This is a genomic window from Sungkyunkwania multivorans, from assembly GCF_042675645.1.
In the GTDB taxonomy this organism is placed as follows: domain Bacteria; phylum Bacteroidota; class Bacteroidia; order Flavobacteriales; family Flavobacteriaceae; genus Sungkyunkwania; species Sungkyunkwania multivorans.
In genome coordinates this window covers 1,240,884-1,266,276 of the sequence record NZ_JBHTJH010000004.1, presented here as the reverse complement: position 1 = coordinate 1,266,276, position 25,393 = coordinate 1,240,884, and the positions used below count along the sequence as shown (strand labels likewise).

Here is a 25,393-nt window from a genome sequence, read left to right as displayed (position 1 = left end):
AAAAGTTTATTGCACATTTGTTTTTTTGAAATGTTTTTGATTATATTTGGCCAAATACTAATAATAAAAAGAGAACGCGTATACATACTATTACTTTTTAAAACAAACGATTAATTTACCAGCCCCGAGGTAGTTTAACCTAAAAGTAATGTTATGGATAATCTTCAGGATTCTCAATTAGTTCACGATTATATCAACGGTAAAGAAATTGCGTTAGAGCATTTGGTCTATCGCCATAAGCAACGTGTTTACAGCTTCATCTATTCGAAGGTTTTGGATAGGGATGTCGCCGAAGACATTTTTCAAGATACCTTCATCAAGGTCATAAGGACTCTAAAACGTGGAAACTATAATGAGGAAGGGAAGTTTCTGCCTTGGGTAATGCGTATCGCACACAATCTGGTCATCGACTATTTTAGAAAGAACAACCGCATGCCCAAGTTCGAGGAAAATGGCGATTTCAGTATTTTTTCTGTTCTTAGTGATGGTAATTTGAATGCTGAAAAGCAATTGATCAAAAGTCAGGTAGAAAATGACGTTCGGAAATTGATCGAGGAGTTGCCAGAGGATCAGAAGATGGTATTAGAGATGCGTATGTATCGCGATATGAGCTTTAAGGAAATCTCAGAGATAACAGGGGTAAGTATAAATACAGCGCTTGGTAGAATGCGCTACGCGCTCATCAATATGAGAAAATTGATCGAGAAGCATAATATAGTTTTGACAGATTGATGCAATAAAGTAAATTTTACTGCGTTAGGTTATTGATAAGTATTATTAATCAATTAACCAATATGGAAAAAATTTACTCTGAGCAACTTTCTGAAATGAATGATTTGCAACCGAAGCAAGAAACGTTGAAGTTCTTGTTCGATTATTCGAAAGCTTTAAGTGTTATTAATTACAAGCGACTTCAATTTGAGTCACTTTTGAACTAAGCTTTGAAAAAGACCCGCAGTTGATGCGGGTCTTTTTTTTGTTGTAAAGATACCGTTCTTAAAAGTCAACAACGTTTCACCTTTCAACCGATACTCAATCTTTTCAACTCTTTTGATGTTCGCCTATTATCTCAAGCTTCATCTGGCTTTTCGTTTGGTTTTCTTATGATACTCCTTGATCACTGGCTTTCGTCCGATGGTCCTTGTAATGATATCCTTATCCAGATCCCAACCTCTCGCGGGGCTGTATTCCCGTCCATACCAAATGATCTGCAGATGCAGATTGTTCCATTTTTCCTTCGGGAATAACCTCTTGGCATCTTTTTCGGTCTGCACCACATTCTTTCCATTGGAAAGCCCCCAGCGATACATAAGCCTGTGAATGTGGGTATCTACTGGAAAAGCTGGAATTCCAAAGGCCTGTGACATAACGACACTTGCGGTTTTATGTCCTACAGCCGGTAAGGCTTCCAAATCCTCAAAACTCGCAGGTACTTCTCCTTGATGTTTGTCTATAAGAATATGCGAGAGTTCATAAATACCCTTCGATTTCATCGGTGATAATCCCACGGGCTTAATGATCTCTCTGATCTCTTCTTGCGAGAGTTTGATCATTGCATACGGATTATCTGCACGTTCAAATAGCAGTGGCGTTATTTGATTGACCTTTACATCGGTGCTCTGGGCAGAAAGTAAGACGGCAATAAGCAGTGTGTATGGATCTTTGTGCTCTAAGGGAATAGGAATCTTGGGATATAATTCTTCAAGTGTATCAATAACGAATTGAACCTTTTCGGCTTTGGTCATTTTTGTCTAAATTTATGCTAAAATTACGCAACAAAATTCAAACAAAAAATTGCTATGAAAACATTAAATGTAGGTGATAAGGTACCTAATTTCTCAACAACCGATCAAGATGGGAACATCGTGAAACTTTCAGACTATTCTGGAAAAAAGTTGATCGTATTCTTTTATCCAAAGGCGAATACCCCTGGTTGTACGGCCGAGGCCTGTAATCTCAGAGACCACTATAGCGAGCTGCAAGCGAAAGGCTACGAACTTTTGGGGGTGAGTGCCGACAGTGAGCGGAAACAGAAAAATTTCAGAGACAAATTCGAGTTTCCTTTTCCCTTGTTAGCGGATGAAGACCATACGGTGATCAACGCCTTTGGGGTATGGGGACCGAAAAAGTTTATGGGACGTGAATATGACGGCATCCACAGAATGACGTTTTTAGTCGATGGGAATGGAACGGTGGAACGGGTGATCGATAAGGTTAAGACCAAAGACCATGCAGCGCAAATATTGAGTTAGCATTCGGGTAATCACGGATAAAAGCCACGAATAGCGATCAATATCGTATTCGTGGCTTTCTTTTTTTGTTAACCTTCATGGATGAAAGGCAAGTGATCATTTCTCCACAGCCTCTTTGGCCGTATAGCCAAAGAGGCTTTTCTTCTTGATCAATTCGGATACACCTTCGGGTAACATCTCTTCCCAGCCTTCTTCACCATTGGCGATCATGCCCAATACTCGTCGGCTGAAGATCTGGAGGATATCTGGATCATAATCGAAGATATCCACCACTTTACCATTGTATTTGAAGAACTTATATAGCTCCTTCATTCGAGGATGAACCTTCAAGGTGTTGCTAGTAACCAATTGCCCAGTTTCCGCATTCATCATAGGGTATAGATATACTTTAAGGTCTTTAAAGAATAACTTACCGAAGGCCTCTAAGATGCCTCCACTGAGGTGGCGGTAATATTTCTCATCGAAAATATCCACAAGATTGTTGACGCCCATGGTCAATGCCATACGCTCTTTGGTATAATTGGAGAAATATTCTACAAGTTTGTAATATTCCCGAAAATTAGAGATCATCACCGTTTGTCCTAAAGAACACAATAATTCGGCACGGTCCATAAAGTCCTGCTCATCGATCTCTCCTTCGGCTTTGAGGTTCGACAAGGTGATCTCGAAGATCACTACTGTATTTTCTTCTTCGACCTTGCTCTCTCGAATAAAGTTCTCATAGGATTTCTCATACATATCCATATTCACCTTGGTCACCGGTCTGAAACTACCGCGAAGGGTGAGGATGTTCTTCTTATAAAGGATCCTGGCTGGCAGTATATTGTTTCCATCGGGACCGAACATCACCGCTTCGGTCATGCCGTTCTTCACCAATTGCAGACTCATCAATCTGTTGTCTACATCTTTGAATGCAGGTCCAGAAAAATTGATCGTATCGATCTCGATGACATCATGATCGATATGATCATAAAGGTATCGTAATAGTTTTTTTGCGTTGTTATACTTATAAAAAGCGCCATAGATGAGATTGACCCCCATTTTTCCTAGGGTTTCTTGCTGTAGGCGTGCTTCGGTCTGCTGAAATCGGATGTGTATGATAATTTCGTTGTATCCCTCTTCGGGATCCAACTGGTACTTGATGCCCATCCAACCATGACCTTTGTATTTCTTGGCAAAATCGATCGTAGCAACCGTATTTGCATAGGTAAAGAACATCTTATCCGGATGCTTTTCCCTATCGATTCGTTGCTCGATAAGGTTCATCTCGTGGGTAAGCATCTTCTTCAACCTGGCCTCGGTCACATAACGACGGTCATTCTCAATGCCATAGATGGCGTCACTAAAGTCCTTGTCATAGGCACTCATGGTCTTTGCGATCGTTCCTGAGGCTCCTCCTGCACGAAAAAAGTGCCTTGCAACTTCCTGGCCTGCACCGATTTCGGCAAATGTGCCGTAGATATGTTCATTGAGATTTATTCTAAGCGCCTTAGCTTCTATCGAAGGTATATTTTCAAACTGCTTGTCGCCTTTAAGAATTACTGACATAGCATTCTATTTTTTTGAGTATGAACAAAGTTAATAAGATTCGTTAATTTGGGCTATTCAATTTAATTATAAATTTGAATTAAATTTTAATCTCATCCCATGAATGCGAGGATAATCGACGAAATGCACATTTATGCATGAGATTGACCATAAAACAGATGAAAATAACATTTTTAGGTACAGGTACCTCACAGGGTATTCCGATCATCGGTAGCGAGCATCCTGTTTGTCTCAGTGATGATTCGCGAGATAAACGCTTGCGAGTTTCGGTAATGGTCGAATGGGATGATCATTGCTATATTATCGATTGCGGTCCCGACTTTAGACAGCAGATGTTGTCCAATGATGTGAAACGTATCGATGGTATTCTCTTTACACACGAGCATGCTGATCACACGGCTGGCCTAGACGATATCCGTCCTTTCTTTTTTAGACAAGGTGACATCCCTGTCTATGCACACGAACGCGTGCTGAAGGCCTTGGAAAGACGTTTCGACTACATTTTCCTAACAGAAGGTAAATATCCAGGTGCGCCATCGGTAAAACAGCATGTGGTAAAGAACAATGAGACTTTGAAACTAGGGAATTTGAATGTGGTGCCAATCAACGCGATGCACAATCGATTGCAGGTCTTCGGATATCGTTTTGATGATTTCGCCTACCTCACCGATGTTAAGTCCATCGAGCCAGATGAAGTGGATAAGCTCACGGGAGTGGATGTATTGGTGGTCAATGCACTGCGTATCGATGCCCATCATTCTCATTTCAACTTGGAAGAGGCGATAACCTTCGTAAAAAGAGTGGGACCAAAGAGAGCATATTTCACCCATATCAGTCATATGTTAGGTTTTCATGCCGAGGTTGAAGAATCCCTTCCAGAAAATGTATTTTTGGCTTACGATAACCTAAAGATCGAATTGTAGGTAAAGAAGTTCAAAATTTCAATGGTTGAAATGCGCCATCATTGGGTATTGGCAAATGGAATTCAATTCCTTAAAAGAACATTAAAAATAAATAGATGAAAAGCAGAATCTTTATGTACCTTTTTATTTGTGCTGCCTTAATCGCATTATGGCAGTTTACAAGTGCAAAGAATTATGCGGTTGCGGCTGATGCCAAGATCAAAAAGATGACCGAGAATGTTGAGAAGTATAAGGATTCGCTCAAAACACTGAGCAAGGCCAACGCCGAACTGGCCAATTTTACGCTTGCCAATGACGATTTAGGGCTCGAATATTTTGCTGAATTTGGCTACGAGAAGGTTATCCCATATGTGGGTGATAAATTGATCGAGACCAACGGTGTAGCAACCTCTAATCCGCTGGTGCCTTATGATATGATGAACGGCAAGCCATATATTGTCAATTCTTACAAGATCATCAATCATCGGTGGATCGTTGCCGATTTTACCGATGGAAAAACCTGGGGGCAGATCTTGGTGAAATACTTCTTGAATGATGATGGTTCTGTAGATTTTGAAACGGTAGAATCGCTTATTTATCCAGACATGTAAATGGTTGGGCAATCGCAAGAGTATCGGATATATGATTTACTTCCTTTTCACTGGACTTCACCCAGGGTTTAAACTCTAGGCTAAAGAATTTTAAACCTTAGACCAAAGAAGTGCCCCTAGGCAAGCACTATTGCTGGGTTGTTGACTGATTATAAACGCTCTTCCAACCACTTCTTAAATGAATAGAAGTTTTGTGGTGCCACGCCATGACCTACCGGAAACTCTTCATAGACATAATTGATATTCAGTCGTTTCATAAAATCGGGAGTTCGTCTAGCCCAAGCTACTGGAATCACTTGATCCACGCTTCCATGAGAACAATAAAATGCCAGATGCTCGTAATTGTTGTCGGTACTGCCCAAAATGTCCTCATTCACATAACCGCTAAGCGCTACGACGTTCTTTACTTTCTTAGGATAGGTGAGGGCCACGGCATAACTTAGGATCGTACCTTGACTAAACCCTAGTAGCGTCACATGGTCCTTCTTCACTGGGTAATTCTCAATCACCTCATCGATAAAAGTTGCGATCAGGTCTCTCGATGCTATGGCTTGCTCGTTGTCACTCCATTTTCCATCAACGGCATCGAAATGGATCGCATACCAAGCATGACCATAAGGCATTAGATCGTGAGGAGCTCTAGCCGAGATGATAAAAAGTTCTTCAGGTAATTCAGAAGCAAAGGAAAAAAGGTCATCTTCGTTACTTCCGTAGCCATGGAACATGATCAGCACTGGGCATTTTTCGGTGATACCTTGGGGCGCTTTGATGATATGGTGAAGGGATAAATCTTTTGGCTGCATGCTAGGTGGTTACTTAGGAATTAATATATTGGACCGGCAGAAGTGAGTCGTCTTCTAACGTACATATTGTAACAATGTTTTAATCTATAAACCTAAACCATTCTTGAAACTTTCCACCAAGAAAGGGTACCTTTAATTCTTTCATGGTGATGGCTCCATACAGGCCTATGGCCCAAAAAGCGAAACTTATGACCCATAAGGCCTCGCCCAGCCACTGATTGAATGAGTAAATGGTATTGGAGATAAATAATAAGATGATAAGCCCAAACATTTGTCGTATATGAAATAGCGCAAAGGAGTTACGCTTTTCGCGATTCATCAAAAAGGCGATGATCGTACCGATAAATGTGAGATAAGCGATGGTGGCGATGGTGCGCCCTTCTCTTGCGGTTACGTTTTCCATGGTTGTTATTATTGGGTTGTAATGGTATTTTTAGCGATAGCACCGTAGGCTTTTCCCTTGAGTTCAACTCCTAGAAAGGCGCTGTTCTTAGAAGTAGAAAGAATATCCTCCTTTCGAAAAGTATATTTTCTGGAAGGGTCAAAAAGACTGATGTCTGCTTTATTCCCTACCTCAATGCTATGATTGGTCAATCCAAACCGAGATTTTCCAGCAGTGAGCAAGGAAATGGTCTTTTCTGTTGAAAATATATGGTTCAGCGCACCAAAGGCGGTCTCCAAACCGATGGTTCCATACATGGCATGGTCAAACTCAACTTTCTTATGTTCAATGTCTATTGGATGATGATCAGAGGTCACCATATCGATGGTCCCGTCATCAAGTCCTTTGATAAGTGCCTTGATGTCTCTTGGTGTTCGCAAAGGAGGAAGTACTTTGTATCGAGTGTCAAATCCTGTGAGTACTTCATCGTTGAGCACAAGATGGTGAATGGCGACACTGCAACTGACATCCAGTCCCTTTTTTTTCGCTTCTTTGATCAATTTCACCGACCTTTCAGTAGAAATGGTCGGAATATGTAATTTGCCTCCAGTATATTCTAAGATAAATATATCTCTCGCTATTTGTAATGCTTCCGCCAGCGCAGGGATTCCCTTTAATCCTATCTGCGTACTGGTCACATCCTCATTGACGACTCCTTTCCCCTTGATATGATCCTCTTGAGGAAAAGAAAGTACGATGCCATCAAAATTTTGGGCATACTGCAAAGCGATCTTCAGCAAATTCGGATTGCGTATCGCACGTTGATAATCTCCAAAGGCGATCGCTCCGGCGTTTTTCATATCAAATAGTTCCGCCAGATCCACACCATCACTGTTAACGGTAAGCGCACCTATTGGAAATAGAGAGGTAAGATACCTATTGGCTTTGCTCTTCAAGAAGGTGATATCTGCGTTGGTATCTGGAATGGGATTGGTGTTGGGATTGACCGCGATCGCTGTAAATCCGCTTTTTGCCGCGACCTCCAAACCATGGTCTATGGTCTCTCGCTCTTCATAGCCTGGCTCGCCAAAATTGACGCTGCTATCAAACCATCCTTGTGAAACATGTAGATTTTCGAACGAGATGACATGGGCGTTAGCGGCTTTGATGCTCTTATCAATTTTACTGATCTTGCCATTCTCAATTAAGATGTCTTTGGTTTGCTGATGGAATTCGCTTTGCGAATCGACGATGGTGGCAGATTTTAAGAGGATGGTCATTTAAAGAATTTTAAGATGAGCATTTCTATCACTAGACTTAGCAATGCAAAAATAACAAACCATTTCCAAAGCTCGTTAACGCGACTTTCGCTTTTTAAGGTATCGAACATGGTGGCTACAGAATTTGCCACTTCTTGTCCAAACAGCCCTGCAATATCATGATAGACCAGTTTGCTTTCATCGCGATCATAATTAAAACTGATCTGCTGTAATACTGTTTGTTTGTTCTTTACATCAAAGATACCCGCTTCTCGCGGCAACTCTGTAGTGGTAATGCGTGTTTTGTTATTTAGATTTTGTTGCAGAGGAATAAAGGAACTCCCACGAGTTTCAATGGACAAAATTTGGTCCTCTTGCAGATCGCTTCGGATATCGAAGACATTATTGGCGCCGATGGTATAGTACAATTTTGACAGCTGGAGACTCTTTCTGCCCATATTGTACATCGTAGGAACGATCAATGGAGAGTTCTTAAAATTGGAGTTCTCCTTATTTATGGAAGCGGTGAAAAGGTAATAATTTCCGTTTTGAACCAATAAAGGACGATCATCTTCGAAAGAAAGGATCTTACGGCCACTGATCATTGACGATTCCAAACTGGATTGCACTTTTGGATATTGAAAATTACGAACGTTGCTCTCAAAGACGCCTTGGAACAATGGATGGTCAAAAGCAATGGTGGTGATGCGCTTATCGCTGTCATTGCGAGGCCCAAAAGTACCTAGACCATGGTTTTTCAAAAAATCGTTATATCCTCTAAGGTCGATTTCCTTAGCAGGAATTATGGAGACCCAACCGCCGTTTGCGGTAAAGGCTTTTAAGGCAGATGCCAGGGAAGTAGGGACGGTTGTCAGTTCATTGAGCACGATAAGGTTCTGGGTAGAGATCAGGGCATAGTCCAATTGGTCGAGCGCCACTGCCTCAAGTTCGAATTCATCGTCGGTGAAGATTCGCTTCAAGAAGTCATCATTGTCTTGGTTGATGGCGAGCACATTGATCTTTTCGGGCGCATTGATATTGAAGAAGAGGTGATTGTCAAATACCAGTGCATTGTCGTCGATCTCGAGATGACCGTTGATCGCTTTTCCAGCTGGAAGCGTGAAGATAGTGCTGGCGCTATTTTCATTTTCGAAACTAACTGCTGTCTTCGCTATCAATCTCTCGTTGTCGTATAATGAAATAGGCAATGTAGCTTCGTTACTCTCTTGTGATGATAATGTCACGGTAAGTTCGAGATTAACGGCGTCATTTCTTGATACATACGCACTATCGATACTGATGTTGCTCCTATTTTGTGGCGCTAGCTGTACCCATCTTAACCGGGTGCTGGTCTCGGACGAAAGTTGGAGGGTCTCATCTTTTTGTTGAAAATCGGAAATGACGATGAGGTCTTTATCCGTTGCATCATCTGAAAAAAAAGTGTTGCCTTTAAACAAAACAGCATCTAAAGATAATTGGGTAGGCGAAAAGGGCAATTGCAGCAGGTCATTTCTAATGGCTGCTATCGAGGTTCCCAGATAGGTCTTATCATTTGTAAATAGCGTAAAACGTGCGTCTTCTGGAACACTTTCGATGAGATCTTGAATCGCACCTTCTAAGATGGAGCTGCCTTTTTCTTTGGCTTGCATGCTAAAACTATTATCGAGATAGATGACCGTTTCTTTTTTGGAAGTGGCTAGATCTCGATCGGCGAGATAGGGCTGTGCAAAAGCGATGACCAATGCCGTGATGGCCAGCATTCGCGTAAATAGTACCAACCATTTCTTTATCTGGGAACTCTTGCGCGTTTGAATAGTGACCGCCCTTAAAAACTTTACATTGGTGAAGGGAACCTTTTGAAACCTTCTAAGCTGAAACAAATGAACCAGAATGGGGATGAGAAGTAAGAGAAGTGCCCAAAGAATTTCTGGATATTTAAATTGCATGCGTGTTGTTACGATTTACCTCGTAAAGATACTTTTTTGTCGCAAACCTAAATGAGGATTTAGAAAAAATTAAGACCTATCAAACATATCTGTAAGCTTTGGTCAACAGATGATACGTTCAATTATGACTACCATTTTTCAAAAACTCCTAGGCCAAACAAGGCATAGTCGTATTTTACGGGGTCCAAAGGGTCGAGCTGTCTCAGATTTTGGTCTAATTCTTGTAATGCTTTGGCATCATTTTGATTCCGTTCTAAAAGCCCCAATTTTCTGGCAACATTTCCTGAGTGCACGTCCAACGGGCACGAAAGTTGACCGGATGATAATTCTTTCCAGATGCCAAAATCCACACCTGCCTTGTCTTGACGTACCATCCATCTTAAGAACATATTGATGCGCTTGGCAGATGAACCTTTCAGCGGGTCAGAAATGTGTTTCTTTGTTCGAAGAGGGTGCTCGATCTCGAAGAAGACCTCTTTGAATTTTGAGATGCTAAGCTGCAAAGAATCACTAGTAGCGTTGATGGTGAAGAGTGACTCCAGACCACCATGATTCTTGTAAATGTTCCGAAGGCTCGTTATAAAAAATGAAAAGTCGACACCGTTAAAGGTTCGGTGAACAAAATCCTGCAACTTTTCTAGCTGATGCTCTTCGTGATTCATCACGAAATCAAAGGGAGAGTCACCCAAGAGCAGCATCATTCTTTCGGCGTTGTTAATGATGCTCTTTCGATTTCCCCAAGCAATGGTAGCTGTTAAAAAGCCAGCGATTTCAATATCCTCCTTCAGACTGAAACGATGCGGGATTTGTATGGGATCGCTCTCTATGAATCTTGGGTGATTATAGGTCACTACCTTTTCATCTAAAAACTCCTTGAGCGCATTTTTGGAAAGTTTCTTATTCACCTTTATCCATTCATTGTCAATAAAACCGTAAAGGTATTGAGATATTTCTCTTTTGAAGACAAAAAGGTTTCCGTAATTTTGAAGACCCAAACCCAACAACCTTTTGAAAGATACCCACAGACATCAAGGCATGCGAAAAAAATTGGTGGAAACCGTCGCCAGTAAAGGAATTAAGGATAAAGCCGTCTTAGCGGCAATTGGCAAAATTCCCCGGCACCTTTTTATGGATAGCGGTTTTGACAGTCATGCGTATCAAGACAAAGCATTCCCGATAGGTGCTGACCAGACCATTTCACAACCGTATACCGTTGCTTTTCAAACAGAACTACTACAAATTAAGAAAGGTGATAAGATCCTCGAAATAGGAACGGGCAGTGGCTATCAAACGGCTGTCCTAATAGAACTTGGGGCACAAGTATATACTATCGAGCGTCAGCAGGAATTATTCAAAAAGGCACAACGATTTTTACCAAAATTGGGATATAAGCCCAAAAAGTTCATCTTTGGTGACGGTTATAAAGGGTTACCGGATGAATCACCATTCGATGGGATTATCGCTACCGCCGGGGCCCCCTATGTTCCTATACCTTTGTTATCCCAATTAAAGATAGGAGGCCGATTGGTCATTCCCGTCGGAAATGTATCACAGACAATGACGCTTTTTATAAGAACTTCGGAAAAGGAATTTGAAAAGCACGAGTTGGGAAGCTTCCGATTTGTTCCCATGCTAAAGAATAAGAATTGACCAATGACCAAATTATGAGATCACTACTACCACTATTTTTGCTGATTGGCACTTCCTGCTATCCCCAAGGCTACACAAGTTATTTTACAGGAGACGTTTCAGACGTTAATACCCCGACCTCTTTTGGCACAGTACTTATGGGAGGAGCTACGGAGAGTGACGACGCAATGCGTTGGTTTCTAAACAAGGCACCGAATGGAGATATCGTTGTATTGCGATCTTCTGGGTCGGATGGGTATAACAACTACTTCTTCTCGGAGTTAGGCGTAACGGTGAATTCTGTTGAAACACTTGTGATCACTTCACAGGCAGGGGCTACCAATAGCTATGTATTGCAGCAGGTAGCAAATGCGGAAGCTATTTGGTTTGCAGGCGGCGACCAGTTCAACTATGTTTCCTTTTTTAAGGACAACGCCATGGAGGCTGCGTTGAATAATTTCATTAATGTAAAGCAAGGGGTGATTGGTGGAACAAGTGCCGGAATGGCGATCTTAGGGAATCACTATTTTGATGCAGCAAATGGAACTGTCACTTCTGTAATGGCACTCGGTAACCCCTATCATACAAATGTTTCGCTTGGAAACAACGATTTTCTTGCTATTCCGTATTTACAAAATGTGATTACCGATACGCATTACGATAATCCGGACCGAAGGGGAAGGCAAGTTAGTTTTATGGCCCGGATGGCTACAGATCAGGGCATGCACCCATTTGGCATCGCAAGTGAAGAATATACAGCGGTGTGCATTGATAATGATGGAAAAGCATACGTATTTGGCGACCATCCCATAGAGCAGGATTTCGCCTATTTTATTTTTGCCAATTGTGTTACAACTTTTGGCCCTGAAAGATGCACCAGTGGACAGTCATTGGATTGGAATCGATCTGGAGAGGCATTGCAGGTATATAAAGTGCCAGGCACAAATATGGGGGTCAATTACTTGGATCTAAATGATTGGGAAACTGGGGTTGGCGGTTCTTGGGAGCGATGGTATGTGACGAATGGAACATTGATGACCGCGCCGAATATAAACCCAAATTGTGGAGCTATTCTTGATGTTGAAGATTTTGATGAGGAAACCATTCAACTATCACCGAATCCTTTTGAAAATGACTTAGTAGTCAAGCTGAAATCAGATGCCGCTATTGAAGTTTTTGACATTCTTGGAAAGAAAGTTTTTCAGCAAAAGGATATTTCAGAAACAACTATCGACACAAGAGATTGGTCTCGCGGAGTATATCTCATTCGCATTACGAATGTAGACAACCAACTTACCATAAAAAAGTTGATCAAAAGATAGCTCTTTATTTATAGGCCTTCTTTATTCGATCCAATTGACGCTTGCTATCTCTATCCTTGATAGTATTTCGCTTGTCGTGTACCTTTTTACCTTTACAAAGCGCAATGTCCAACTTTGCATATCCTTTATTGGAAATGTATAAGCGCAGGGGAATAATGGTAAGGCCGACATTCTGTACGTCCTTCCTCAATTTTCGGAGTTCCTTTTTGTTTAAAAGCAACTTGCGTTCACTGCGTGGTTTGTGATTAAAGTGCGTGGCGTGAGAGTATTCCTCGATATACATATTGATCACAAATAGTTCACCGCGATCATTGAATTCGCAGAAACTTTCGGCAATAGAAGCCTTGCTTTGGCGTATGGATTTGATCTCGGTACCTGTTAGAACAATACCAGCGGTGTATCTGTCCAAGATCTCATACTCAAAGCGCGCCTTTTTGTTTTGTATGTTGATGTTTTTTTGCATCGGCTGGCAAAGTTAAGGAAAAAAGCAAGTTCTAGGCCGATGATTTAAAATCAAAGTAACGAGGTCCAAAGATCAAGCGAAGATCTCGATCAATTCTTCGGTGATTCTCGTCGGTCGTTTGGTCGAAGCATCTAGTAAGCACCAATTAGTAGTTGCTTTAGTAATGAGGGCGCCATCTTTAAAAATTTCGACTATACGAGTAGAGGTAACACCGCTAGATTTTTCTACAAAGGTCTTTATCGTTAATTCATCATCTAAGAATGCCTGTCCTTTGTATTCAATATAATGATTGAGCACCACCCAGACATATTTTTCGAGCATCTCTTTGGTGGCGGCACTTTCCCAATGTGCTTTAGCAATGTCCTGTACCCATTGAAGATACTGCACATTGTTCACATGTTGAAGGTCATCTATCGATTCTTTTTCTACAATCAGTTCTTGTTCAAATTGTTTTGGCATGCTACCGTCAAGTTTTAATTACATCATTCAATGTAGAAATGATCTCGCTGACCGGAGTTTGATATTCAAACCAGATCGTGTCCTCATTGCGTTTAAACCAAGTCAACTGTCGCTTGGCAAAGCGCCGGGTATTCTTTTTTATTTCTGAAACGGCAAGGTCTAAGGTCCACTCTTCATCAAAATAGGTGAACAATTCTTTATATCCAACGGTTTGCAGTGCATTCAATTCTCGTTTTGGATACAACGCTTTGGCTTCCTCCATAAGTCCAGCTTCCATCATCAAGTCGACGCGTCTATGGATACGATCGTAGATAATGGAACGCTCTGCCGTTAGACCAATGGTAATGACATCAAAGTTTCGGTCGGTTTTTTTCTTTCTTAGAAAACTCGAATATGATCTTTTGGTGCCTATGCATATTTCCAGCGCTCTGATAAGGCGATGAGGATTGTTGATATCTACGCTATTGAAGTATTCAGGATCCAGTACTTGCAATCTTTTTTGAAGGCTGCCAATTCCTTCATGCTCATGATCTTTTTTTAGTTGAGCTCTGATTTCTGGGTTGACATCTGGAAAATCATCCAGCCCTTTGGTTACGGCATCTACATATAATCCGCTACCACCGACCATGACCACAATATGATTGACCTCGAATAGCTCGTTGAGTTTGGTGATGGCATCACGTTCAAAATCACCCACGGAATAGGCGTTATCAACCGAGATATGTTGAATAAAATGATGCTTCACAGCGGCCAATTCTTCTTTGGTAGGAACGGCCGTCCCGATACTCATCTCTTTAAAAAACTGACGTGAGTCACATGAGACGATATCGGTGCCATAATTTTTGGCCAGCGCAATACCAAGTGCAGTTTTTCCAATGGCTGTTGGCCCCACCACCGATATCAATGTTTTATTTGATGCCCTTGTGTTCACAAAAGATAGTTGGTGGTTTGAAGTTAGGGATTTAACATTTCAGCAAGTTTGATACATTCCATCGCTTCTTTTACGTCGTGAACCCTTAGGATGTTGGCTCCTTTGGTCAAGGCTATGGTATTTACAACAGTTGTTCCGTTGAGCGCTTCGGATGGTGATGAATTCAAGATCTTGTAGATCATCGATTTTCTAGAAACCCCAACCAAGATTGGCATCTCTAAATTTTTGAATAAGGCTAATTTTGATAATACTTCGTAATTATGTTCAATGGTCTTTCCAAAACCAAAACCTGGATCAATGATGATATCCTTGATGCCAAGTGATTTTGCCTCATTGATCTTTTTTGAAAAGTAATGCATCATCTCTTTGGAAATATCATCATAGGTGGGATCTTTTTGCATGGTTTGAGGTGTTCCCTTCATGTGCATCATTACGTAAGGTGCTTTTAGATCCGCCACCGTTTGAAACATATCCGTGTCCATATTCCCAGCAGAGATATCATTCACGATGGCCGCACCTGCCTCGATACATTCTTTGGCAACTTTCGATCTGAAGGTGTCTATGGAGAGCAAGGCTTCGGGGAAACGCTCTAGAACACTCGTTACTGCCGGAAGGATTCTGTTTATCTCTTCTTCTTCACAGACATGTTCGGCCCCAGGTCGAGAACTATAAGCACCAATATCGATAAAGGTCGCTCCCTCTCGAAGCATTTCTTCTACCTGCAGAAGTATCTCCCGATCCTTGATATATTTTCCACCATCATAAAAGCTGTCTGGGGTAATGTTTAGAATTCCCATGATCTTTGGTGAGGTCAGGTCTATAAGAATTCCGTTACAGTTGATGGTCATTCGCTTTTTTTGGTAAAAATAACAATTAATTACGGCCATCATTGTACGCAATCCAATAGTTTTTTATGTCGGCGCCACCCAAGAAATAAACTTCAACAACCCCGACAAGGTCACGCTGTGTGTGTTCTTTCCTGAAGTCTTATTCGCCATTGGCTGCTAGCCATTTGTTTGCTGAATTGGTCTATTCCCAGTGTGGTCGCTCAAGGCACAGTCGTTATTGGGACCTTGGAAAGTGTGGATTGGGCGTCAGGGGTCAAAGGGTTGATGGTACAGACTATTGATAGAGGTGGTAATTACACGCATCAAGGGGTATCATGCTTTCAACCCTTCTGGATGCACTTGAGCCTTATGGGCGTAATTACATCTCGCCAGTTTCTGCGGCAATATCGGTCTGTGTTGAAGTCACCAATAATTTTGATGGTTCTGGTGGTTATGTATTGCGACCATTCTAAAGATCATCCAATCAATCGAATATAAAACTAGGGAATCCGAGGTTTTTTTTATTCGACAAATTCACCGAAATTTACGCAAAATAGAATTCCACAAATGCAAGACACTTCAAAGCAGTACGACAAGGTCATTGAACATTGTCGCGAACTGTTCAACAATAAGATGAAAGACTACGGAAGCGCCTGGCGAATCCTTAGACTTCCATCACTTACCGATCAAATATTCATCAAGGCACAGCGCATTCGTTCGCTACAAGAGAATAAAGAACGAAAGGTAGACGAAGGCGAAGCTTCGGAATTTATTGGTATTATCAACTATTCGATCATGGCCTTGATCCAACTTGAAAAGGGCATCGCGGAGCAACCTGATCTCTCCGCTAGTGAAGCAACCGAACTTTATGATAAGCATGTCGCTGTTACCAAGCAATTAATGGAGGACAAGAATCACGATTATGGTGAAGCTTGGCGAGAAATGCGCATAAGCTCATTGACGGATCTGATTCTTCAAAAACTATTGAGAGTAAAGCAGATCGAAGATAACAAAGGCAAGACCATTGTGAGTGAAGGCTTGGATGCCAATTATCAGGATATGGTCAATTATGCTGTCTTTGCATTGATACTATTAGGTGAGAACACTTAAAGGGATCAAATGATTCATGAGGTGAATTCTAAACCCTTATGTTGGGATTTGGAACTTGAAATTTTAAAAATATACTATGAAAATACTTGTAAATATTTCTAGAATATTAGTCGGTGTATTATTCATCTTTAGTGGCTTTGTAAAACTGAATGACCCCTTGGGGTTCAGTTACAAGCTCATAGATTACTTTGCACCCGACGTATTGAATTTGGAGTTCCTCATACCGTATGCGCTTCCACTGGCCATCTTTTTGGTGATCTTTGAGGTCGTGTTGGGCGTAACCTTACTCATAGGTTTTCGGGTGAAGTTTACCGTTTGGAGCCTACTCTTAATGATCGTGTTCTTTACATTCTTAACTTTTTATTCCGCCTATTTTAACAAGGTCACAGATTGTGGCTGCTTTGGTGATGCCATCCCGTTGACGCCTTGGCAGTCCTTTATCAAAGATATCATATTGTTGGTGTTCATATTGATACTGTTTTTTTATCAAGAGTCCATCAAACCCATTACATCAGAAAAGATCAATACCGTGATCACCATTATGGTGACCGTCTTATGTGGATGGTTTGGGTATCATGTGTTACATCATTTACCTTCTCTAGACTTCCGACCCTATAAAGTAGGCGCCAATATTACTGAAGGAATGAGTGTTCCAGAGGGTGCTCCAAAGGCCGTCTTCGAGTATCGATGGAAGTTTAAGGTAAACGGCGAAGAAAAGATCATCACGACCAATGGGGATTATCCATCAGTGGACGGAGAATTTGTCGATGTCGAAACCGAGCAGATCGCAGAAGGGTATCAACCACCGATCCATGATTTTACTATTGAAAAGGACGGAGAGGATTTTACGCAAGAATTTCTAGGGGCCGAAAAGCTAGTTATGATCATCGCGTACAATGTATCAAGCTCTTCCGCTGAAGGTTGGGAACTGATTCAGCCTATTACAGAGCGGGCACTTAAAAAAGGGTATAAGGTGATAGGGCTTACGGCAAGTATCCAAGCTGATGCCGAATTATATAAAAAGGAGTTCGATCTTAACTTTGAATTTTATACCTGTGACGAGACAGCCTTGAAGACCATCGTACGGTCAAATCCTGGGATTTTAAAATTGAATAAAGGAACGGTGATCCAAAAGCTTCATTTCAATGATGCCGATGACCTTAACCTATAACCACATACCCTTTGCTCAACTATATTCTAAATAAGACCTTTTACGCATTACTCACTCTTTTTGGGGTGATAACGGTAATATTCCTATTATTTTCTGTGCTAGGTGACCCGGCAGAGATGATGATGGATGAAAAACAGGATCCTGTGCTGTTGGCAAAGATTCAGAAAAAGTATGGTTTTGATCAACCCGTCGCAACGCAGTATCTCTATTATTTGAATGATCTTTCTCCTATATCCTTTCATTCAAAGGACCCAGAAAATTATACCTTCTTAGAAAAAGGAAAATACTCCGCCTCTCATTTGTTCTCAATAGGAGATAAGGAAGTTGTGCTAAAATTACCTTACTTAAGGGCCTCCTTTCAAAAGAATGGGAAGCTTGTCTCTCAGGTTATTGCAGAGACTTTTCCAAATACGGTAATCTTAGCGGTATCGGCGATCATCATTGCGATGATCGTCGGGCTCTTTTTTGGAATCATCTCAGCACTGATGAAAGACAGTTGGTTAGATAAGGCTATTCAAGTGATAAGCACGCTAGGCATGAGCGTGCCATCATTTTTTAGTGCCATCATCTTCGCATGGTTATTTGGCTTCATACTTCACAAATTTACCAATCTGAATATGACAGGAAGCCTCTATGAGGTGGACGATTTTGGTGAGTATATTGCCATAAAATGGAAAAACTTGATTCTCCCAGCTGTGGTACTAGGAATTAGACCGCTGGCCGTGGTCATTCAATTGATGCGAAACTCCTTGTTAGAAGTAATGAATCAGGATTATATAAGAACAGCTAGAGCAAAGGGACTTACAGAGTTTCAAGTGATCAAAAGCCATGCAGTAAAAAATGCGCTCAACCCTGTGGTCACTGCCATCTCGGGTTGGTTTGCCAGTATGCTTGCAGGAGCCGTATTCGTAGAATATATCTTTGGCTGGAATGGGCTTGGGAAAGAGATTGTCGATGCCTTAAATACATTGGATCTACCGATCATCATGGGAGCAGTACTTGTGATTGCCACCGTGTTTATTTTAATCAATATTTTTGTAGACATCATCTATGGATGGCTGGATCCTAAAGTAAGGGTCTGATATGAACTATTTTTCCATAGACAGGAAGATAACCGACCAATCTATATACAATGACCGACATTAAGATAGCGCAAAGTGTCACCGCCAAACACATTAAAGAAGTGGCCTCAGGTCTTAACATCAGCGAGGACCAGCTGGAGTATTATGGTAGCAACAAGGCCAAATTACCTCTAAGTTTGATCGACGAGGATCAACTTAGGAAAAATAAGTTGATTCTTGTCACGGCCATCACTCCAACACCGGCTGGTGAAGGGAAGACGACCACTTCGATCGGATTAAGCGACGCTTTGAATTTGATCGATAAAAGAACGGTGGTGGTGTTGCGCGAACCAAGTCTGGGCCCAGTCTTTGGAATCAAGGGTGGTGCCGCTGGTGGTGGATGGAGTCAAGTGATCCCTATGGAGGACATCAATCTACACTTTACGGGAGACTTCCATGCGATCGAGAAGGCCAATAATCTGCTCGCAGCACTCATCGATAACAATATTCAAAGCAAGTCGAAGAATTTAGGTATCGACCCTAGAACCGTTATATGGAAACGCTGTATGGATATGAACGACCGAGGTCTAAGAAATATCGTTGCAGCGCTCGGAGGTAAATCTGGCGGAATACCAAGGGAGACAGGTTTTAATATCACTGCGGCCTCGGAGATCATGGCGATCTTATGTTTGAGCAATAACTTCGAGGACCTTCAAGAAAAATGTGGTAATATCTATGTTGGGGACACTTGGGAAGGGAAGCCTGTCTATGCTAGGGACCTTAAGGCACAAGGCGCTATGGCGGTGCTTTTGAAAGATGCCATAAAACCCAATTTGGTACAAACCCTAGAAGGCAATCCAGCGATTATTCACGGCGGCCCCTTCGCCAATATCGCTCAAGGAACCAACTCAATACTCGCTACGAAAATGGGGCTAAGTCTTGCTGATTATGTAGTGACCGAGGCTGGTTTTGGGGCAGATCTTGGTGCTGAGAAGTTCATGAATATAAAATGCAGACAAGCAGGCCTTTCCCCAAAAGCTATTGTTTTGGTTGCAACGATACGGGCTTTGAAATATCATGGGGGAAAACCACTTGCAGAATTGACCGATGAGGATACGGCAGCGCTAGAAAAGGGACTTCCAAACTTGGAACGGCACATTCATAGTTTACGCAGTTTTGGGCTGCCAATTGTGGTATCCATAAATGCCTTTAGTAGCGATACGGACAAGGAAAAACAGCTACTCTTCAAACATTGTGAATCCTTAGAAGTTCCTGTTGCATTAAGCTATGGTTGGGCAGATGGGGGTAAGGGCTGTGTGGATCTCGCAGAGAAAGTTGCCATGGCGGCCGAAAGCTGTGAATCCATCTTTAAGCCGACCTATGCGCTCGAGGATTCGGTAAGAACTAAGATGGAAAAGGTTTGCCGTACGATCTATGGTGCCGAAAATGTCATTCTTTCTAATCTCGCCATTCGGCAATTAAAACGTTTTGAGTCATTAGGATATGCTGATATGCCTATTTGTATGGCAAAAACACAGAAGAGCTTGAGCGACGATGAAAAGCGATTGGGGCGACCGGAGAATTTTGATATTCACATCCGTGAGTTTGAGATCGCTGCAGGAGCTGGTTTCATTGTTCCCATCGCAGGAAATATTCTGCGTATGCCAGGTCTGCCGGCCAATCCTGCTTCCGATAACATTACCATAGATGCTGATGGCAATATCGAAGGGCTATTTTGATCTTAACTTAATTTGAACTAATAATATATCAGAACTAACAATATCGACATGAGAAAGAAAATCGTTGCAGGAAATTGGAAAATGAACAACAACCTGTCTCAAACACAAGTTTTATTATCCGCACTAAAAAAACATTTGCCAGCAACCGAGGCCGAGGTGATGGTCGCACCTACCTTTGTAAATCTGTTTCCAGCATTCGAGGCAATGCGAACTTCCAAGATCGAAGTGATCGCTCAGAATATGCATTTTGCTGAAAGCGGAGCATTCACAGGAGAAATTTCTGCCGACATGCTGAAAAGCGTCGGTGTAGAAACTGTGATCCTTGGGCATTCGGAGCGAAGAGCCTATTTTGGTGAGACCGATGAGTTGCTTGCGAAAAAGGTCGATGCGGCACTTCAAAATGAAATGCGTATTGTCTTTTGCTTTGGTGAGGAATTGGAGGATCGCAGATCCGAGAATCATTTCAAGGTAGTTGAAAGTCAATTGAAGAATGCCTTGTTCCATCTAGCGGCAGACGCATGGGACTATATCGTATTGGCCTATGAGCCTGTCTGGGCCATCGGTACAGGAGAGACCGCTTCTCCAGAACAGGCACAAGAGATGCATGAGTTTATCCGTAAGACCATCACCTCTAAATATGGAGAGCAGGTCGCATCAAATGTTTCTATATTATATGGTGGAAGTGTAAAGCCTGCCAATGCACAAGAGATCTTTTCAAAACCGGATGTTGATGGGGGATTGATCGGCGGAGCATCGCTAAAGGCTGAAGATTTTACCGCCATCATCAAAGCGATATAGATCGATGTCCAATGTTTATATAGCATACGACTTTAAAGTTCATCCGGCAAAGCCAGGTGTCGAAATTTTGATTGCCGAACTTGGTTTTGCTGGTTTCGAAAGCTTTGTCGAAAATGACAAGGGCGTGGTTGCCTATATCCAAAAGGATGATTGGCATGAGGGCATTTTGAAAAACGTTCAGATACTTTATTCTGAAGAATTTGTCGTCACCCACGAAGTCGAAGAGATCGCGCAGGTGAATTGGAATGAAGAATGGGAAAAGAACTTTCAACCTATAGAGGTTGATGGGGTCTGTGCGGTGAGAGCACCTTTTCATCCCAAGACCGATGTGAAATATGACATTGTCATCGAACCAAAGATGTCATTTGGAACTGGCCATCACGAAACGACACATATGATGATCCAACACATCCTGAAAAACGATTTTGAAGGAAAGTCCGTGTTAGATATGGGATGTGGAACCGGCGTGCTAGCTATTTTGGCCGAAATGAAAGGAGCGACCAAGCTGGATGCTATCGATATCGACAATTGGTGCTATCTTAATACGTTAGAAAATATAGATCGTAATCATTGTAAGCATATCCAGGCATATGAAGGTGATGCCAGCTTGCTCAACAGTAGGAAGTATGACGTGATCATCGCCAATATCAATAGGAACATCCTCTTAAACGATCTCGCTAGTTATGCAAAGTGCCTTAATGAGGGTGGCGAATTATATCTTAGCGGATTCTATAAGGAGGACCTTTCGGTGATCAGCGAGGAATGTGCTAAATTCTCATTGCATTTTGTGGAAAATTTAGAACGGAATCACTGGGTTGCAGTAAAATACGTAAATTAGTATTACAATTTTAGGGATATGAGTATCAAAGAAAAAGTTTTAGAAGATGTTCTCCTAAAAGAGGAGACCCTGAAAGAGAATGAGATCGTCCTTTACAACGACGATGTCAATACTTTTGATCATGTCATCGAAACACTGATCTATGCCTGCGACCATACCGCAGAACAAGCCGAGCAATGTTCTATCATCGTTCACTATAAGGGTAAATGTACCGTGAAGACCGGTTCCTATGATGACCTGGAACCGCGTTGTAGCATGTTGCTAGAAGCTGGTCTTAGTGCCGAGATCATTTGATCACCAACTTTTTGGACATCTTTCTTCCGTCCGAAGAGGTAATGTTGTAAATATAAACGCCAGCGTCTAAACCATTCATTGAGATGAAGGCTCGGTCCGAGCTTAATTTCTTGGTGAGTACTTTTCTCCCATCAAAACTATAAAGATCAAAGAACAGCTGATTGTCCCCTTCGTTGCCCGAATACACGTTAATTCCGCCTGACGAAGACACTGGGTTTGGAAATATCAAAAAGGGCTCTTGGTCATCGAAAAAGAAGGCATCCACAACATCAGAGCGATATTCTTCTCCATTTATGGTCGTCAATACCAATTGATATTTGTTTTGTCCTGCCTTTGGCTGCTCATCAAAAATTTCAGGAGTGATCGTATCTAAATTTGTAAGTGTTTCAATGACGGTTCTGTTATTGGCGCTGTCTATTCTAACGACCTCAACTTGCGCTACCTGATACAGGCTTCCAATATCGGTGAAGACCTGTATGGCAGTGCCATCTTCGGTTATATCTGCGAATACCGAATTGAAATAACAGTTTCCTCCGAAGGATTCATAGTTGATCGTTTTACCCCGTACTCCGGCATTTCCAGGATCCAATCTTGCTTGTACCGAAAAGTAGGGTAGGAGATATTGGTCTTTATCAAAGGCGTAGGTCGTGTCCGTCACTTGCTGTACCAAGGCCATTTCACGGCCTTGCAGATTGTAAATATTATACGAAGTAGCCCCTTCTTTTTTGTTCCATCTCAACTCTATGGCTTCCTCACAATCCAAGCTTACTCTTGGGTTGATCGCTGTAGAAACAGTAAAATTTTCGGAAAAATGATCATTACCATTGATCTGCATTCTTAGCCTGGCGTTGGTATTGATATTTTCTGGCTGTTCCCATTGATAAAAACCTGCCGCAAGATCAGCGGTAGCATCGATCTCTTCCCAAGTTGTTCCATTGTCAAAACTTACAGAAAGCGCACCAAATGTATTCTCAGGATAGGTCTGTTGCCATCTAAGATAACCGATAGATTCCCCATCATAAGGATAATTGTCGTTCGCCCTGGGAAAGTTCCAATCAAAGACGTTCGCCGTTTCCCAAGAGTATGCCAGCGCAAATGGTTGATTATCAGTGGCAATGCTAAAACCATTGACTTCTACGGTATAAATTCCAGCGCTAAGGTCAGTTATGGTTACCTGTTCGATATTGTTTATGTGGTCAGCATTTCTTGTTGCCGGCGCAGTGATACTCTCGGTGCTAGCTTCAGTATTCAAAGTCCAAGGCAACCAATTGGTATTCGCGGGATCTGTGACTATAAGGTCCAGATCATTCACCAGGGCGACATTGTCATTCGGCTGTGCAGCCAAATCCGTCCATACAAGCGTTACCTTAAGATTTTTTGCATTGACTGGAATTACAAGCTCTAAAGTCTTCGTCTCATTTTGCTGAACATTATCTTCCCAATATTGGCTACCAGTGACAATATTCATACTGTTCTTTGCATTCAAATTTCCAAATCCAGTTTCAAAATCAGGCCCTCGATCGCCAATGTCATCCGCCCCATTGATCAAAACAGCCTTGAGCATAGCACTCGTAGGTGAGGTGGTTTCAATATTCTCATATGCCTGCTCTAGGAGCACCGAGGTTCCTGTGACCAAGGCGGCAGTGTTAGAAGTTCCAACATTGCTGTAAGCTACTATTTCTGGTTTTATTCGACCATCAAAGGCTGGTCCTTTTGAAGAAAAGGAAACGCTATTCTTTTCTCTATCTATGGCACCGACCGTTAGGATGTTCTTGGCCATTTTAAAGTTTCCCGTAAGGTTGGCATACATGCCTAGATTTGCATAGATACCATCCTCAGGAACAGTTACACCTTCATTTCCACTGGAAAAGACATGGAGCATTGATGGATTGTCATAGATCTGCTGATCGTAGGAGGCGGCGAGAGCACCATAGAAGTTTTCTATCTGTGTTCCATAAGAGTGATTTTGAATGGACACTTGAGCATCCTCTAACAACTGCTGCGAATCGGGCAATAAATTGTTAAAATCCGACATAAAAAGTATGGCATCTTGTGCCACTCCTTTCCCGATGATGGAAGAATTACCAAGGCCGGCAATGATCGTGGACATATCCGTAGCATGATTATCTATCGTGGGTGATGCGATGGTCGAATTCACCGCCTTTTGGATCAGGTCGATATCTTCGGCGATAAATTGGTTATCCTTTACGCCGACAGTCCTGCCCCCACCTTTTAAAGCAGGGAACAGTCGTTGTACGGTGCTGATGGCATTCACACTTAGGTCTAGATCGGTCACCGTGCTTTCTTGCGTTGCCTTTAGGGACTCTTGTCCAATATATGTTACAAAATCAAAGCCAAGTAGATGCTTTCTGATGGTTGCGATTGACGAAACTGCGAAAACTGAACGATGGGTGGACTTCAATATGGCAATACTATTAAGACGTAGTTGCGTCTTTAGTTTTTCGATGTTTGAAGTATGAATCACGAAAACTTCTCTATCTTCAGGGTGTTTTTGGTACAGTCTGTCCTGAAGTTTCCATTCATGATTTACAGGCCAAGCTCTAAAAATCGTTGAAGGAATTCGTTGGCCTTCAAAGCGAACGATCGCATGGCTCTTATCCAATACTCTAAGAATGTCAAACGAATGAGAAGCGGCCCTCAATTTCTCGAGAGGGGATTCGATCAAAAAAACACCATAAGCCTCCTCTTTCGTATTCCTTTCAACCAATTCCTCACCAGCCAACATGTGCGAATATTTTTCGGTTACGACATTTTGACCAAAACCAAACGTAGATATGATAAAGGTCAACCAGATGAATAGCAAATACCGAATAGCTGGAATCATGTTAAAAGGGGTTATGGTCATTGTAATGTTGATACAAAAAAACAAAAAACTTTACACTTTTTTTAATCGAATGTTATTTTAATAAAAAGAAAATCATTCCCTTGATATTTTCTTTATGAATAGTGTAATTCATCGATCAGGGCACGATATACAAGGGATTATAAGGTATCACCCCTTTGTCATATTATCATTTATTTGTGATT

Annotated in this window: 26 protein-coding genes; 14 read left to right on the top strand and 12 right to left on the bottom strand. The window is 41.9% G+C overall.

Translation table 11 applies throughout. The annotated features are described in order from the left end of the window. The first annotated feature begins 153 nt into the window (after positions 1-153). Positions 154-732, top strand: coding sequence for an RNA polymerase sigma factor (locus ACFQ1M_RS08725; RefSeq protein WP_386406934.1), 579 nt, complete (start codon positions 154-156; stop codon positions 730-732). Between the two features lie 344 nt (positions 733-1,076). Here ACFQ1M_RS08725 and ACFQ1M_RS08720 read toward each other — a convergent pair whose 3' ends face one another. After that, entirely contained in the window at positions 1,077-1,745 is a 669-nt protein-coding gene (locus ACFQ1M_RS08720; protein ID WP_386406931.1) for an endonuclease III domain-containing protein, read from the bottom strand. A gap of 54 nt (positions 1,746-1,799) precedes the next feature. On the opposite strand from ACFQ1M_RS08720, the gene bcp reads away from it, so the two are divergent. Continuing rightward, the gene (bcp, locus tag ACFQ1M_RS08715) at positions 1,800-2,252 is read left to right on the top strand and encodes a thioredoxin-dependent thiol peroxidase (protein ID WP_386406928.1); all 453 of its coding nucleotides are present in this window, start codon (positions 1,800-1,802) and stop codon (positions 2,250-2,252) included. A gap of 96 nt (positions 2,253-2,348) precedes the next feature. Here bcp and ACFQ1M_RS08710 read toward each other — a convergent pair whose 3' ends face one another. Continuing rightward, positions 2,349-3,800 (bottom strand): TonB-dependent receptor, encoded by a 1,452-nt coding sequence (locus tag ACFQ1M_RS08710; protein WP_386406925.1) that lies wholly within the window; start codon positions 3,798-3,800, stop codon positions 2,349-2,351. Between the two features lie 158 nt (positions 3,801-3,958). On the opposite strand from ACFQ1M_RS08710, the gene ACFQ1M_RS08705 reads away from it, so the two are divergent. Next, positions 3,959-4,723: an MBL fold metallo-hydrolase gene (locus ACFQ1M_RS08705; RefSeq protein WP_386406922.1), complete on the top strand. Its 765-nt coding sequence runs from the start codon at positions 3,959-3,961 to the stop codon at positions 4,721-4,723. A 95-nt stretch (positions 4,724-4,818) separates the two neighbouring features. Further along, positions 4,819-5,313, top strand: coding sequence for a hydrolase (locus tag ACFQ1M_RS08700; RefSeq protein WP_386406919.1), 495 nt, complete (start codon positions 4,819-4,821; stop codon positions 5,311-5,313). A gap of 149 nt (positions 5,314-5,462) precedes the next feature. Here the strand turns inward: ACFQ1M_RS08700 and ACFQ1M_RS08695 are convergent, their stop codons facing one another. From ACFQ1M_RS08695 to ACFQ1M_RS08675, 5 genes are all read right to left on the bottom strand, one after another. Next, the gene (locus ACFQ1M_RS08695) at positions 5,463-6,116 is read right to left on the bottom strand and encodes an alpha/beta hydrolase (RefSeq protein WP_386406916.1); all 654 of its coding nucleotides are present in this window, start codon (positions 6,114-6,116) and stop codon (positions 5,463-5,465) included. Between the two features lie 79 nt (positions 6,117-6,195). Further along, positions 6,196-6,519 carry a hypothetical protein gene (locus ACFQ1M_RS08690; protein ID WP_386406913.1) on the bottom strand — a complete coding sequence of 108 codons (324 nt, stop codon included), beginning with the start codon at positions 6,517-6,519 and terminating at the stop codon, positions 6,196-6,198. 8 nt (positions 6,520-6,527) lie between these two features. Then, entirely contained in the window at positions 6,528-7,778 is a 1,251-nt protein-coding gene (locus ACFQ1M_RS08685) for a dihydroorotase (RefSeq protein ID WP_386406910.1), read from the bottom strand. After that, positions 7,775-9,703, bottom strand: coding sequence for a BatA domain-containing protein (locus ACFQ1M_RS08680; RefSeq protein WP_386406907.1), 1,929 nt, complete (start codon positions 9,701-9,703; stop codon positions 7,775-7,777). Before ACFQ1M_RS08680 ends, ACFQ1M_RS08685 begins: the two co-directional genes overlap by 4 nt. A gap of 128 nt (positions 9,704-9,831) precedes the next feature. Continuing rightward, entirely contained in the window at positions 9,832-10,608 is a 777-nt protein-coding gene (locus ACFQ1M_RS08675) for a TIGR02757 family protein (RefSeq protein ID WP_386406904.1), read from the bottom strand. Between the two features lie 103 nt (positions 10,609-10,711). On the opposite strand from ACFQ1M_RS08675, the gene ACFQ1M_RS08670 reads away from it, so the two are divergent. Together ACFQ1M_RS08670 and ACFQ1M_RS08665 are read left to right on the top strand one after the other, a co-directional pair. Further along, entirely contained in the window at positions 10,712-11,353 is a 642-nt protein-coding gene (locus ACFQ1M_RS08670) for a protein-L-isoaspartate(D-aspartate) O-methyltransferase (protein WP_386406901.1), read from the top strand. Positions 11,354-11,367: 14 nt separating this feature from the next. Continuing rightward, positions 11,368-12,654, top strand: a complete 1,287-nt coding sequence (locus ACFQ1M_RS08665) for a T9SS type A sorting domain-containing protein (RefSeq protein WP_386406898.1) — start codon at positions 11,368-11,370, stop codon at positions 12,652-12,654. A 4-nt stretch (positions 12,655-12,658) separates the two neighbouring features. Here the strand turns inward: ACFQ1M_RS08665 and smpB are convergent, their stop codons facing one another. The 4 genes from smpB to folP all read right to left on the bottom strand — a co-directional run bounded on the left by smpB (position 12,659) and on the right by folP (position 15,355). After that, a complete protein-coding gene (gene smpB, locus ACFQ1M_RS08660) occupies positions 12,659-13,117 on the bottom strand; it encodes an SsrA-binding protein SmpB (RefSeq protein ID WP_386406895.1) in 459 nt (152 codons plus the stop codon). 72 nt (positions 13,118-13,189) lie between these two features. Beyond that, positions 13,190-13,576: an acyl-CoA thioesterase gene (locus tag ACFQ1M_RS08655; protein ID WP_386406892.1), complete on the bottom strand. Its 387-nt coding sequence runs from the start codon at positions 13,574-13,576 to the stop codon at positions 13,190-13,192. 7 nt (positions 13,577-13,583) lie between these two features. Continuing rightward, entirely contained in the window at positions 13,584-14,507 is a 924-nt protein-coding gene (gene miaA / locus ACFQ1M_RS08650; RefSeq protein WP_386406889.1) for a tRNA (adenosine(37)-N6)-dimethylallyltransferase MiaA, read from the bottom strand. 23 nt (positions 14,508-14,530) lie between these two features. Continuing rightward, positions 14,531-15,355 carry a dihydropteroate synthase gene (gene folP / locus ACFQ1M_RS08645; RefSeq protein WP_386406886.1) on the bottom strand — a complete coding sequence of 275 codons (825 nt, stop codon included), beginning with the start codon at positions 15,353-15,355 and terminating at the stop codon, positions 14,531-14,533. Positions 15,356-15,669: 314 nt separating this feature from the next. Between folP and ACFQ1M_RS08640 the strand changes: the two genes are divergently transcribed. The 8 genes from ACFQ1M_RS08640 to ACFQ1M_RS08605 all read left to right on the top strand — a co-directional run bounded on the left by ACFQ1M_RS08640 (position 15,670) and on the right by ACFQ1M_RS08605 (position 22,345). Further along, the gene (locus ACFQ1M_RS08640; RefSeq protein ID WP_386406883.1) at positions 15,670-15,807 is read left to right on the top strand and encodes a hypothetical protein; all 138 of its coding nucleotides are present in this window, start codon (positions 15,670-15,672) and stop codon (positions 15,805-15,807) included. 94 nt (positions 15,808-15,901) lie between these two features. Next, positions 15,902-16,444 (top strand): DUF1599 domain-containing protein, encoded by a 543-nt coding sequence (locus ACFQ1M_RS08635; RefSeq protein WP_386406881.1) that lies wholly within the window; start codon positions 15,902-15,904, stop codon positions 16,442-16,444. Positions 16,445-16,520: 76 nt separating this feature from the next. Continuing rightward, complete coding sequence (locus tag ACFQ1M_RS08630; protein ID WP_386406878.1) at positions 16,521-17,615, top strand: BT_3928 family protein; 1,095 nt, start codon at positions 16,521-16,523, stop codon at positions 17,613-17,615. An 11-nt stretch (positions 17,616-17,626) separates the two neighbouring features. After that, on the top strand, positions 17,627-18,697 hold the full coding sequence (locus tag ACFQ1M_RS08625) for an ABC transporter permease (protein ID WP_386406875.1): 1,071 nt from the start codon (positions 17,627-17,629) through the stop codon (positions 18,695-18,697). Between the two features lie 50 nt (positions 18,698-18,747). Continuing rightward, positions 18,748-20,415: a formate--tetrahydrofolate ligase gene (locus ACFQ1M_RS08620; RefSeq protein ID WP_386406872.1), complete on the top strand. Its 1,668-nt coding sequence runs from the start codon at positions 18,748-18,750 to the stop codon at positions 20,413-20,415. A gap of 48 nt (positions 20,416-20,463) precedes the next feature. Beyond that, positions 20,464-21,213 (top strand): triose-phosphate isomerase, encoded by a 750-nt coding sequence (tpiA, locus tag ACFQ1M_RS08615; RefSeq protein WP_386406869.1) that lies wholly within the window; start codon positions 20,464-20,466, stop codon positions 21,211-21,213. Between the two features lie 4 nt (positions 21,214-21,217). Further along, the gene (gene prmA / locus ACFQ1M_RS08610; RefSeq protein ID WP_386406866.1) at positions 21,218-22,051 is read left to right on the top strand and encodes a 50S ribosomal protein L11 methyltransferase; all 834 of its coding nucleotides are present in this window, start codon (positions 21,218-21,220) and stop codon (positions 22,049-22,051) included. An 18-nt stretch (positions 22,052-22,069) separates the two neighbouring features. Beyond that, a complete protein-coding gene (locus tag ACFQ1M_RS08605) occupies positions 22,070-22,345 on the top strand; it encodes an ATP-dependent Clp protease adaptor ClpS (protein WP_386406863.1) in 276 nt (91 codons plus the stop codon). Here the strand turns inward: ACFQ1M_RS08605 and ACFQ1M_RS08600 are convergent. Beyond that, entirely contained in the window at positions 22,338-25,190 is a 2,853-nt protein-coding gene (locus ACFQ1M_RS08600) for a S8 family serine peptidase (protein ID WP_386406860.1), read from the bottom strand. The genes ACFQ1M_RS08605 and ACFQ1M_RS08600 overlap by 8 nt on opposite strands. Positions 25,191-25,393: the final 203 nt, after the last annotated feature.